A 13,060-nucleotide genomic window follows, 5' to 3' on the forward strand; every position below is an offset into this window, starting at 1 on the left:
GGGCGAGAGAGAAAGTCTGAGGACAGCAGATATGGGATCCATGGCGGAGCGGCCGCTCCGCATTCTTGCAGCGGACGACTCGGCGGTGATGCGCGGGGTGATGTGGAAGCTGTTTCAGAGTCACGCGAAGGATCGATCGAGCGAACTGCCTCGCATGGTGTTGTGCGGAGTGGCGCTCGATGGGGTGGATTGTCTGGAGTCGGTAAAGCGGCTATCGCCGGATGTTCTGGTGCTGGATCTTGAGATGCCGAGGTTGAACGGGCTGGAGGTTTTGCGTCGCCTGCAGGTGGAGTATCCGGGGCTGCCGGTGATCATGTGCAGTGCTCATACAGAGCGTGGGGCGAGATCCACGCTGGAGGCGCTGGCGTGTGGCGCGGCAGACTATGTGACCAAGCCGGCGGAGCAACGGGATTTTGCGACAGCGATGCTTTCGCTTTCGCAGCAACTGCTGCCGCGGATTGCTGCGCTAGCCAGAGGAGCGAAGCGGAAGCAGGAGAGCGTGGTCACGCGGGATGGCTCGAGCAACGCGGGCAGGGCTCCGGCTGGTACGACGTTGCCGAAGTCGCCCGCTCCGATTGAGCTGGTGGTGATCGGATTGTCTACCGGTGGGCCATCGGCACTGGAGCAGTTGTTGCCGCGATTGCCCGCAGATTTTCCTGTTCCGGTGTTGATCGTTCAGCATATGCCGAAGCTGTTTACCGGTGCGCTGGCGGAGCGGCTGGATAAATGCTGTTCGCTGCGGGTGAAAGAAGCCTATGAGAACGCGATGATTCGACCGGGCACGATCTGGCTGGCTCCGGGGGATGCGCACATGGAGGTAGGCCCAGGCAACGGGTTGACGGACAGGCAGGACGCGGGGTTGGCTGGGCGGAGCAGCAGGGTTCGGCTGCATCAGCGGGAGCCTTTGAATCACTGCAGGCCTGCCGTGGACTATCTGTTCTTTTCTGCGGCACGGATGTATGGCGCATCGGCGCTGGCGCTGGTGATGACGGGCATGGGCGCCGATGGGCTGGATGGAGCGCGGGCCGTCCATGAACGCGGGGGCGTGGTGCTGGCGCAGGACGAGGCGAGCTCTGCAGTCTGGGGTATGCCAGCCAAGGTGACCGAGGCTGGAATTGCAAGCGCAACGCTTCCGCTGGGGGAGATTGCGGGTGCGCTGAATCAGAGGGTCAACGCGGGAAGACTGACGAAGATGGAGACGGCACGCCTTGCAATCTCGGCGATGGCGCCGCGACGGGAGATCAACGATGGCCTGCTCTGATACGGACTACGCTTATCTTCGTGAGCTTGTACTGGAGCAGTCGGCGAACCTGATTGATCCGTCGCGCAATGCTCTGTTTGACACGAGGCTGACACCGATCGCACGGTTATCGGGCGCGGATAGTCTTCAGGATTTTGTGAATATGTTGAAGGCGGGGCGGCCGGCTCATCTGCATCGCGCGGTTGCTGAGGCGATGACGATCAATGAGACGAGTTTCTTCCGCGATATGAGGCCGTTTGAGATGCTGCGGCAGATTCTGATTCCGCGACTGTTGGAACGTCGAGGGGAGCAGCAGCGGCTGCGGATCTGGAGTGCGGCGAGTTCGACCGGGCAGGAGGCTTACAGTTTGGCGATGATGATTGCGGAGCACTTTCCGGAGATTGCGAGCTGGGATGTGAAGATCATCGGCACCGACATCTCGCGGCACGTGGTCGATTATGCGCAGAAGGGGCGGTATCGGCGGCTGGAGGTCAATCGCGGACTGCCGGCGCGGATGCTGTTGAAGTATATGACCCGACACGGCGAGGAGTGGGAGGTCAGCCCGCAGATTCGGTCGATGTGCGAGTTTCATTATGCCAATCTATGTACTCCGTTGCCTTTGCTGCCGACATTCGATTTGGTGTTGTTGAGAAATGTGCTGCTTTATTTTTCTCAGCAGGACCGAAGGACGCTCTTCAGGGAGATTCACCGGAAGCTGTCTCCTGCCGGGTATTTGGTGCTGGGGAATGCGGAGCAGGCGGAGGATTCTACGAATCTTTTTGAGGTGGAGTTTGGGGCGGACTGCTACTTCTACAGTCCGGTGAGTGAGAGTTGAGGGGATTGAGGACAGGTCGCGGCTGGACCTGAGAGCTTGGGCGCGCATCCAATATAGTGTGCGGCAGTTATGCTGCAAAGAGCGCACACTTTGACTATGCCGCCAAAGACTTCTAAGCCTTCGAAGCCTGACAAGAAGATAGTACCGGAGAAGACGGAGCCACTGCTGCCTGAGAAGCTCGCGGGTGAGACCGCGCTTGGGCTGTTTCATCCGATTACTGCGAAGTGGTTTCGGGCTGTGTTTGAAGCGCCGACGGCTCCACAAGTGGAGGGCTGGCCGGCGATCGCTCGTGGTGAGTCGACGCTGATCCTTGCGCCGACGGGCACGGGCAAGACGCTGACGGCGTTTCTGTGGTGTCTCGACAGATTGATGATGCGGACGGCTCCCGAGGCTGCGAGCGGGTGCAGGGTGGTGTATCTTTCGCCGCTGAAGGCGCTGGCGGCGGATGTGGAGCGCAATCTCAGGTCTCCTCTTGTAGGGATTGCCAACATGGCGAAGCGTGAGGGCGTCATGGTGCGGATGCCGGAGATCAGCGTGCGCACGGGGGACACACCGCAGAAGGAGCGCGCGCGGTTTCGGAGGCACCCTGGCGACATTCTGATTACTACGCCGGAGAGTCTGTACCTGATGCTGACCTCGGAGGCGGGGGAGGCGCTGCGGTCGGTGGAGACGGTGATTGTGGATGAGATTCATGCACTGGTGCCGAGCAAACGCGGGGCACATATGGCGTTGTCGCTGGAGCGGCTGGAGGCGTTGACGGGGAGGAGGCTGCAGCGGATTGGTTTGTCGGCTACGCAACGGCCGCTGGAGGAGGTGGCGCGATTTCTTGGTGGGGCGGAGGCAGCGGCTCAGCGAGTCGGCGAGTCAGCGGGACAGCAGGTCAGCGAGTCAGCGAGTCAGCGGATCAGCGAAGCGGCTGGTGAGTTGAGCGTGGTTGAGCCGGCGCTTGATGTGAGTCGTGTGTTGATGAGTACGGCCAGTGACGATGGGGTGAGGCCGGATGTTGGCGCGGATGCTCCACTGTATCGGCCAGTGACGGTGGTGAACGCCGGAGCGCGGAAGGTGCTGGAGCTGAAGGTTGAGGTTCCGGTGGAGGATATGGCCCGGCTGGGGGAGATTCAGGAGCAGCCCAGTGGGCCGGCTTCGCAGGGGCCGAAGAGAACTTCGATCTGGCAGTCGATTCATCCGAGACTGCTGGAGATTATTCAAGGGCGGACGTCTACGCTGATCTTCGTGAATGCTCGAAGGGTGGCGGAGCGGCTGGCTGGGGCGTTGAATGAGCTTGCGGGAGAGCAGATTGCGCGGGCGCATCATGGTTCGCTTGCGTCAACGCAGAGGACGGAGATCGAGGAGCTGCTGAAGGCGGGAAAGATCAAGGCGCTGGTGGCGACTTCGTCGCTTGAATTGGGGATCGATATGGGGGCGATCGACCTGGTGATTCAGATTGAGGCTCCGCCCTCTGTGGCTAGTGGGATGCAGCGGATTGGAAGAGCGGGGCACCAGGTGGGCGCTCCGTCCAATGGGATTATCTTTCCGAAGTATCGAGCGGATCTGATTGCGTGTGCGGCGGTGACGCGGGCGATGCATGAGGGGCACGTGGAGTCGACGCGGTTTCTGCGGAACCCGCTGGATGTGCTGGCGCAGCAGATGGTGGCGGTGATTGCTCATCCTCCACTGAACGTTGCCGATGCGGAGCGGCGATCGAAGCATAAGACGGAAGAAGAGGAGAGTCCAGGAATTAGTTATGCGGCGCTGTTCGGGTTGGTTCGGAGTGCGGCTCCGTTTGCGGGGTTGAGCCAGAGTGTCTTCGATGGAGTGCTGGATATGCTGGCGGGGCGGTATCCGTCGGATGAGTTTGCCGAGTTGCGGCCGCGGATTACCTGGGACAGGACGAGGAACTGGATTACACCGCGTGCCGGGGTGAAACGGATTGCGATTCTGAACGGGGGGACGATTCCTGATCGCGGGACGTATGGGGTGTTTCTGGCGGGGCAACGCTCGAAGCCTGTGCGGGTGGGGGAGCTGGACGAGGAGATGGTCTTCGAGAGCCGGACGGGAGATACGTTTATCCTTGGGGCTTCGACTTGGCGGATCGATGAGATCACGCATGACCGGGTGCTGGTGACACCGGCTCCGGGTGAGGCGGGGAAGATGCCGTTCTGGCATGGAGATCAGGCGGGACGGCCGCTGGAGTTTGGGCGAAGAATTGGGGCGCTGGTGAGGGAGTTGCGCGATGCTCCGCGCAGCGTGGCGATGGCACGGCTGACGGCGGAGCATGATCTGGAGCCAGGGGCGGCGGAGAATGTGCTGCGGTATCTGGCGGATCAGGAGTTGGCTACGGTCAATGTTCCGGATGATCAGAACATTGTGGTGGAGCGGGTGAGGGATGAGCTGGGGGATTGGCGGGTTTGTGTGCTGACTCCGTTTGGCAGCCGGGTACATGCGCCGTGGGCGATGGCGGTAACGGCGAAGCTTCGCGCGGGGAACGGGCAGGAGGTGGAGACGATGTGGTCGGAGGATGGCTTTGTGCTGCGCTTTCCTGAGACCGAGGAGGCTCCTGCGATTGAACCGATTCTGCTGGAGGCTGAGGAGGCTGCGGAGCTGGTGCTGCGGCAGCTGGGGTCGACGGCACTGTTTGCGGCGAAGTTTCGCGAGAGCGCGGCGCGGGCTTTGTTGCTGCCTAGGAGGAGGGCGGATGGACGGACGCCGCTGTGGCAGCAGAGGAAGAGGGCGTATGACTTGTTGAGTGTTGCGAGCCGGTATGCTTCGTTTCCGATTGTGCTTGAGGCTTACCGGGAGTGCCTGCGGGATGTGTTCGATATGCCAGCGCTGATGGAGACGCTGCGTGCGGTGCAGAACAGAAGTCTGCGGGTGCATACGGTGGACTCGCGGACGCCTTCGCCGTTTGCTTCGGCGCTGCTGTTCAGTTATGTGGCGAACTATATCTATGACGGAGATGCACCGCTGGCAGAGAGGCGGGCGCAGGCGCTTTCGATCGATCAGGATCAGCTACGGGAGCTGATGGGCGATGCGGATCTTCGGGAGCTGCTCGATATCAATGCGATTGAGGAGACCGAGGAGCAACTACAGTGTTTGGCTGAAAGTTATCGTGCGCGGAATATGGACGGGGTGCATGATCTGCTGCTGCGGCTTGGGGATCTGACGCGGGAGGAGCTGCTACGTCGATGTGTAACGGATGAGGTTGCAGAATCAGTCGGGAAGCTGATGCGGGCTCGGCGGGCGCTGGAGGTGCAGGTCGCAGGAGAGAAGCGGGTGATTGCGGTGGAAGATGCGGCGCGGTATCGGGATGCACTGGGAGTGCCACTGCCGCCGGGGCTGCCGGGCGCGTTTCTTGAGGAGATGCCGGATGCGCTGCTGGATCTGATGAGGAGGTTTGCGCGGACGCATGGCCCCTTTACGACGCCTGAGGCTGCTGGGCGATTTGATCTGCCGGTGGAGAGCGTGGAGGCGGTGCTGCAGCGGCTGATTCAGAGTGGGAAGGTGGTAGAGGGTGGGTTTAGACCGGGGGGAATTCATCGGGAGTGGTGCGACAACGAGGTGCTGCGTTCGATTCGGCGCAGGTCGCTGGCGAGGTTGCGGAAGGAGGTCGAGCCGGTGGAGCAGAGGACGCTGGCGCGGCTGTTTACGCGGTGGCAGGGTGTGGTGCAGCCTCGGCGGGGGCTGGATGCGCTGCTGGATGTGATCGAGAATTTGCAGGGGGCGCCGCTGCCGGCTTCGATTCTTGAGACGGAGATTCTGCCCGCGCGGCTTGTGGGATATAAGAGCTCGGATTTGGATACTTTGATTGCGGCGGGTGAGGTAATTTGGGTGGGGTTCGATCCGATTGGGGAGAGAGATGGGCGGATTGGGCTTTATCTGGCGGAGAAGCTGTCTGCTCTTTGGCCTATTGCCCCGACGCTGCCGGCGGAGCGAGTGATGCGGGATCAGGATGGGAAGGTGATTCCTGCTGCGGCGATTGCAGTGAGTAAAGAGACGGAGATTGTGGAGTATTTGAAAGGGCATGGGGCTTCGTTCTTTCAGGATCTGCATGATGGGGTCGGGGGCGGGTATCCGGGGGAGACGTTGGAGGCGCTTTGGAGTTTGGTGTGGCGAGGGATGCTTACTAATGATGGCTTCGCCGCGCTGCGTGCTTACTGCGAGAGGTCGGCGGCGAGTGGGGCTGGTAGATCTGGGAAGCCGGCTCGGAGGGTGCATCAACAGATTGGATTTCGGTCGAGGAGGACGACTCCGCCGACGGCGCAGGGGCGGTGGGGGTTGAATGCGGCGGCGTTTGCGATGGAGAGATCGGCGACTGAGTGGAGTCATGCGATTGCGCAACAGTTGCTGACGCGGTATGGGGTGGTGTTTCGTGAGACAGCGCATGCGGAGAATCTGCCGGGTGGGTTTTCGGCGATCTACGACGTGATGAAGGCGCTGGAGGAGAGCGGAAAGATTCGGCGAGGGTACTTTGCGGCGGATCTGGGGGCGACGCAGTTTGCGCTGCCGGCTGCGGTGGACCTGCTGCGGTCGTTGCGGTCTGCGAACCAGGCGGACAAGACGGAGATGCTGCAGCTGGCGGCGACTGATCCGGCGAATCCCTATGGAGCCTTGATGCGGTGGCCTGCCGCACCGGAGGAGGGGTCTTCCTTGACGCGGAGCGTTGGGGCTCGTGTGATTCTTTGCGATGGGGCGCTTGTGACTTATCTGCGGCGGGGGAATCCTAATTTGCAGGTGTTTCTGCCGGAGGAAGAGCCGCAGAGATCGCAGGTTGCGCGGAGTTTGGCGGAGTTTCTGGTGTCGCGGGTGCAGGCCCAGGAGGATGCACAGGGCAGGGGTGGGATGTTGATTGCGAGTGTCAATGGAGTGGCAGTGGCGGAGCATTGGATGGCAAAGTTTTTGCTCGATGCGGGATTTGCGGCGGGGGCTATGGGGTTCAATGTGCGCAGGGGATTGCCGCCGCTGCCGGGCGCTCGCGGTGAGGTGAGAGCGAATGCCTGAAGGGGATACGATTTATCGCGCTGCTCGAGCGCTGCAGAGGGCGATTGGGGGCAAGGTGGTGACTGGGTTCGACACTGGGTTGGCCAAGCTGGCTCGAGTGAACGATGATGCTCCACTGATAGGCAGGACCGTCGAGAAGGTAGAGTCACGCGGGAAGTGGTGCCTGATTTTTTTCTCGGGTGATTTGATTCTTGTGACGCATATGTTGATGAGCGGAAGCTGGCATCTGTATCGCACCGGAGAAAAGTGGTGGATGGGAAGGGATAGGATGCGGGTGGTGATTCGGGTGGGGCCTGAATCTTCTTCTTCGATGCAATCTGAGATGGAGGAAGAGCGGTCGTTTGTTTCCGCAAACGATACCCCACCCTTTGCGATGAAGCCGCAAAGGATGGGGCACCCGGTTGATGTGGGGTGGGAGGCTGTTGGGTTCAACATTCCCGTTGCGGAGTTCCATACGGCGCGGTCGCTGGAGCGGAGTAGCCAGGTGCCGAAGCTGGGGCCGGATATTTTGTCGGATGAGTTTACCGTGGAGGGTGGGATGGCTCGGCTGGGTGCTTATGCGGTAGAAAATCCTGAGGCGGAGATTGCTGTGGTGCTGCTGAATCAGCGCGTGCTGGCTGGGCTTGGGAATGTTTACAAGAGCGAGGTGGCGTTTGCGGCGGGGGTGAATCCGTTTCGCGCAATGAGGACGATTACGCAGCGAGAGATGGAGGTGATGGTGGAGGTATCGCAGAGGTATATGAAAGCGAATGTGGTGGACGGGGCGGGGGATGGTATTGTGACTTACTCGGGGAATCGGCGGACGACGCATTCGTCGAATCGCGAGGAGAGACTTTGGGTGTATGGACGGCAGGGGCAGGAGTGCCGGCGGTGTGGGGCGGCGGTGATGATGCGGAAGCAGGGGGTGCAGGCTCGGTCTACGTATTGGTGTCCGGAGTGCCAGCCCTGGGTTGGGATGGGGGAGACGGCTGCTCCGGTGGGGCGGGCAGTCGCGGTGCGACGCGGGAAGATCGGATGTTAAAGTTCCTCCGGATCAGGTCGTGCGCCGTTCGGATCTAGAAGTCTGGCAAAGACGGCTAAGACTAAAAAGAGTAGTAAGAGTTCCGGCAGCCAGAAGAAGAGCAGGGTCAGCGAATTGTCTAGAGGTAAAAGGCGCCCTGCTAACACAATGATGAGCCCATGAGCGATCAGAGTGAGTACGATTGGGAGCAGGAGCCGCGGATAGTTTAGAAACTTCCGGATCGCAATTAATAAGGAGCCAAGCGTGCAGATGGACCAGAGAATTTCTTGTCCAGCTGCACGTTTCCCCGCCTCTAGAAAAAAATCAATATAGATAGCTCCACCGGCAAAGAGTAATCCCAAGACAATCCAGCGAGGGCGGTTGCGCTGACTAATCTTTCTTATCTGTGACGCTGCCCATGCCTTATCTTCTGTTTTGACGTGTCGCATTCCCAACTCAAACTGACCTCTATTGTGGTGGAGTGGGCTGCTGTTGCTGTTTGTCTTTGTCTTTGCCGCCGCCGAAGATCTTCTGAAGGAAGTTTTTCTTCTTGGGCTGGGCTGGCTGCTGGGTGGTGTCGGGGGCGTTGCCGTCGGGTGGTGTGTTCGGGTTGACGCGGACGATGGGCGCGGGGCTGGGTGGCATCGTGGTGTCAGGAGTGGATTTGCCGCCCAGGCCCAGCATCTTCTGGATGAAGTTCTGCGGACTCTCGCTCATCTGACTGCAGGTGTTGACCGGTGCGGTGCCGTCGAGGAAGGCAGCATAGAGGATGTTGCCAGGGCAGCTGGGGTCGGCGAGGAGGTTGGATGTCTTGTCGATGCGAGCTGTCGTGATGCCTACGGGCGGGATGAAGGCTTTGACGTCAGAGTACTGAGGCAGGAGGATGGCGCGCTTCATGAACTCGGTCCAGATGGGTTCGGCGGCGTGCGCGCCCTCCAGCTTGATGTCGGTGTAGTCGTCGTTGCCGACCCAGATGATGCAGATCAGGTTGGAGGTATAGCCTGCGAACCACGCGTCGTGGCTGGTGCCGGTCTTGCCAGCGGCGGGGGCGGTGAAGCCGTGGCCTCGGACGGCGGCGGCGGTGCCGTAGTTCATCACTCCTTCGAGGAGAGATTGAGTGAGGTAGGCGGCGCGAGGGTCCATGACCTGCTTGGCTTCGGGTGAGAAGTCGGAGACGACGTCTCCATTCGCGTTGCGGACGGAGGCGAGCATCCAGGGGGTGAGGTGGACGCCGTTGTTAGCGAAGACCGTGTAGGCCCCGGCCATGTCGATAGGTGTGGCGTTGTAGGTGCCGATGGCTACCGACGGAGTGCCGCGCGCGTTGGTAATTCCGGCAGACCGGGCGAGTGCGGCGACATTGTCGAAACCTACCATCTGGCCCAGCTGAACTGTAGCCGCGTTGAGTGAGTGAGCGAGGGCGTAGGCTGCGGTCACGTCGCCTTTATAACCGCTGATCTTATTCTTTGGCGTGTAGGTCTGGCGGCCGTTGTCGTAGGTGAAGGTGGTCTCTTCGTCGTTGAGTTGGGTGAGCGCGGTGAAGACTCCGCTTCCTGCTCCTTCTTCGCCGCTGCTGAGCGAGAGACCGTTGAGGGAGCTGTTGTAGGCCGCGGCGTAGACGAAGGGTTTGAAGATGGACCCGGTTGGGCGCTGGGAGACGGCGTGATTGAGCTGGGAGGCGCCGTAGTTGCGACCGCCGACGAGGGCAAGGATCTGCCCTGTGTGCGGGTTGATCGCTACGAGCGAGACCTGGGGATAGGTGATGGGACCGGAATCCTCGTCTTTGGAAGTCTTATGCCGTTTGCGGACAAGCTCGTCGACGTTCTTCATTCCGATCTCGATGGCCTCGGAGGCGGCGCGCTGAAGTTCGGGGTCGAGCGAGGTGTAGATTCGGAGGCTCTGGTGAGCGATGTCCTGGTCGCCGATGTGTTTGACGAGCTGGTCGTGGACGAGGTCGACGAAGTACGGGGCTTCGCTGGCGTCAATGTTGGGTGGTGCGAGGCGTAAGGGGTCGGCCTTTGCAGCTTGTGCCTGGCTGGCGGTGATGGAACCGGTTTCTACCATGGAGTCCAGGACAACGTTGCGCCGCGCCATGGCGCGCTCGGGATGACGGTAGGGATTGAGGCGAGTGGGCGACTGGATGGTGCCGGCGAGGAGAGCGCACTCCGCAAGGTCGAGCTGCTGGAGATTTTTGCCGAAGAAGGTCTGGGCGGCCTCGCCGAATCCGTTGATGGCGTAGCTGCCTCGCTGGCCGAGGTTGATCTCGTTAGCGTACATCTCGAAGATCTGCTTTTTATTGAAGCGGGCTTCGAGCTGGAAGGTGATGAGGATCTCGATCATCTTGCGCTTGATGCGCTTCTCGGGCGACAGGAAGAGGTTTTTTGCAAGCTGCTGGGTTAGCGTAGAGCCGCCGCAGGTGCGGTGATGGGTGACGAGGTCGGAGAAGGCGCACTTGGCGATGCGGAGGTAGTTGATGCCGCCGTGATTGAAGAAGTCGCGGTCCTCAATGGCGGTGACGGCCTGGACCATGCGGGGAGGGATCTCGTCGTAAGAGACGAGGCGGCGCTTGGTGCGGTTCTTGTCTTCGGAGAGGGCGGTGATGAGCTGGGGCTCGAGCTCGTAGGCGCTGAGGGTGACACCGTTTTCAGCGGTGATGCTTTGCACGATGCCGCCACTGGTGTTGATGGTGGCGCCGTCGGTGTTGTGGTAGCTTTCGGGGCCGGGTTTGATGAAGATGTTGTCTGCGTTGAGCTGGTAGGTGCCAAGCTGGGAGTTGGCGTTGTAGCCTGCCTGGCGCAGGTCTGCGGCGATGGCGGCGGCGGAGAGCTTCTGTCCGGCACGAACCTCGCGTGGCGCGGCGTAGATCTGCGAGACGCTGGCGAAGATGGGGCCGGAGGCGATGCGGTCGTCGACGACGCGCTGGTAGTGGTAATAGAAGTAGGCGAAGACACTGCAGCCGACGACCAGGATGGCGAGCAGAGCGATGAGAGCCACACGCAGAATGTGCGACTCCAGACCGGAGGCTTTCAGTTTGTTTCGGACGTTGCTGCCGTATTTGAGTTTGACTGGCAAGAGGCTCATTCGTTGGACGGTTAGAGGCCAGCTGGGGAGAGCGAGTTGTTCAGCGTGGAGGTTATCTGGCCGGATACCTTCGTGGTGACTTCGTTGAGGGCGACGTCTTCGGTGACGCTTCGCAGGCGGTCGACAAATTCTACCTTGCCCTCGGCGACTCCGCGACCGATATTGATTCGATACGGGATACCGACGAGATCGGCGTCTTTGAACTTGACTCCTGCGCGTTCGTCGCGGTCGTCGAGGAGAACGTCTACGCCTGCGGCTTCGAGGTCTGCCGCGATCTTTTCTCCCGCAGCGAGAAGGGCCTCGTCGCCGATATTGGTGATGGTGACGACGACCTGGAAGGGGGCGATGGCAGGGTGAAGGGCGTAGGCCGTGCCCTGGTTGGCTGCGGCTGAGTTTTCAATCGCGGCGGTGAGGATGCGTTCGATGCCGATGCCGTAGCAGCCCATGATCGGAGTGACCTCTTTGCCGTCACGGTTGAGGACGGAGGCTCCCATGCTTTTGGTGTACTTATCGCCTAGTTTGAAGATGTGGCCGACTTCGACGGCTTTGCCGAGGCGCATGGGCTGGCCGCCGATGGGGTCGAGCTCGCCTTCGACGATGTTGCGGACGTCGGCGACGAGGGTGGGCTTGAAGTCGCGAGTGGGGGTGACGTTGCGGAGGTGATACTCCTCCTTGTTGGCTCCGGCGACGAGGTTGGTGCGGCCTTCGAGCGCCTTATCGAGGATGATAAGGGTGCCGGGTTTTTTGGGATGTGGCGCGGCTTCGAGGCCGATGGGGCCGAGGTAGCCTGCGGGGGCCCTGAAGGTGGCTTCGATCTCTTCGGCGACCATGGGCCTGAGCTCGCCGCCGGCGATGGCGAGGAGCTTGGCTTCGTTGAGGGAGTGGTCGCCGCGGAGGAAGACTACGACAGGGCGGAGTTTGCCGAGTTTGGCGTGGTCGGCTTCGGGTAGTTCGACCATATAGGCCATGGTTTTGATCTGGTGGACTGGCGCGAGGTTGAGGAAGGCGCCGACCTCGTCGATGGTGCGCTGGCCGGGGGTGTGGACGAGCTCGGGGAGTCCGTCGCCAGTGGGGGCGAGGCTTTCGACGGGGGCCAGCTGCGAGGTGGCTTTTTCGATATTGGCGGCGTAGCCGGATGGGCTGCTGGCGATGAGGTCTTCGCCGGCGTCGGTATAAACCATGAACTCCTGCGAGGCAGAGCCGCCCATGGCCCCGGAGTCTGCGTCGACGGCGACGAACTGCAGACCGCAGCGGGTAAAGATGCGGCGGTAGGCTACGTCGTGCTTGTTGTAGGAGACGTCGAGGCCGGCCTCATCAATGTCGAAGGAGTAGGCGTCCTTCATAAGGAACTGGCGGACGCGAAGAAGCCCGGATTTGGGGCGGGGTTCATCGCGGAATTTAGTCTGGATCTGGTACCAGATCTGGGGGAGCTGCTTGTAGCTGCGGAGCTCGTTGCGAGCGATGGAGGTCATGACCTCTTCGTGGGTCATGGCAAGGCAGAGCTCGGCACCCTTGCGGTCTTTGAGGCGGAACATGTTTTCGCCCATGCCGGACCAGCGGCCGCTGGACTCCCATAACTCTTTCGGGTTAAGAGCGGGGAGAAAGAACTCCTGGCCGATGCGGTCCATCTCCTCGCGCACGATGGCGACGATCTTATTGACGGAGCGGTTTCCGAGGAAGAGGTAGCTGTAGATGCCAGCGCCTAGCTGGCGGATGTAGCCTGCGCGTAGGAGGAGTTTGTGGCTGGCGACTTCGGCGTCTGCGGGTGCTTCGCGGAGGGTGGGGATGAAGAGTTGCGACCAGCGATGCATTGTCAAAAAAGGCGCTTTCCGGCCCATCGCGCCGAGGCTCGGGTGGGCGTTTTAGGATGAGCCTTCATTCTAACCGGGTTGTTTGAGATTTATTTCTG

The 13,060-nt window shown here is 61.0% G+C and carries 7 protein-coding genes; 4 read left to right on the top strand and 3 right to left on the bottom strand.

Translation table 11 applies throughout. The features are described from left to right. Positions 1-31: 31 nt before the first annotated feature. From RBB75_RS16565 to RBB75_RS16580, 4 genes are all read left to right on the top strand, one after another. Complete coding sequence (locus RBB75_RS16565) at positions 32-1,261, top strand: protein-glutamate methylesterase/protein-glutamine glutaminase (protein ID WP_353068709.1); 1,230 nt, start codon at positions 32-34, stop codon at positions 1,259-1,261. Continuing rightward, positions 1,248-2,075 carry a CheR family methyltransferase gene (locus RBB75_RS16570; protein ID WP_353068710.1) on the top strand — a complete coding sequence of 276 codons (828 nt, stop codon included), beginning with the start codon at positions 1,248-1,250 and terminating at the stop codon, positions 2,073-2,075. The genes RBB75_RS16565 and RBB75_RS16570 overlap by 14 nt, the downstream gene beginning before the upstream one ends. Positions 2,076-2,171: 96 nt before the next feature. Further along, positions 2,172-7,073 (top strand): Lhr family helicase, encoded by a 4,902-nt coding sequence (locus tag RBB75_RS16575; protein WP_353068711.1) that lies wholly within the window; start codon positions 2,172-2,174, stop codon positions 7,071-7,073. Further along, a complete protein-coding gene (locus RBB75_RS16580; RefSeq protein ID WP_257030900.1) occupies positions 7,066-8,094 on the top strand; it encodes a DNA-formamidopyrimidine glycosylase family protein in 1,029 nt (342 codons plus the stop codon). The genes RBB75_RS16575 and RBB75_RS16580 overlap by 8 nt, the downstream gene beginning before the upstream one ends. Here RBB75_RS16580 and RBB75_RS16585 read toward each other — a convergent pair. From RBB75_RS16585 to RBB75_RS16595, 3 genes are read right to left on the bottom strand one after another with little or no spacing between them, the layout of a single operon-like run. Then, entirely contained in the window at positions 8,091-8,522 is a 432-nt protein-coding gene (locus RBB75_RS16585) for a hypothetical protein (RefSeq protein WP_179637791.1), read from the bottom strand. The genes RBB75_RS16580 and RBB75_RS16585 overlap by 4 nt on opposite strands. A gap of 19 nt (positions 8,523-8,541) precedes the next feature. Continuing rightward, a complete protein-coding gene (locus RBB75_RS16590) occupies positions 8,542-11,151 on the bottom strand; it encodes a transglycosylase domain-containing protein (RefSeq protein WP_353068712.1) in 2,610 nt (869 codons plus the stop codon). Between the two features lie 11 nt (positions 11,152-11,162). After that, entirely contained in the window at positions 11,163-12,962 is a 1,800-nt protein-coding gene (locus RBB75_RS16595) for a proline--tRNA ligase (protein ID WP_179638847.1), read from the bottom strand. Positions 12,963-13,060 lie beyond the last annotated feature (98 nt).

Source organism: Tunturibacter empetritectus, assembly GCF_040358985.1.
GTDB lineage: Bacteria > Acidobacteriota > Terriglobia > Terriglobales > Acidobacteriaceae > Edaphobacter > Edaphobacter empetritectus.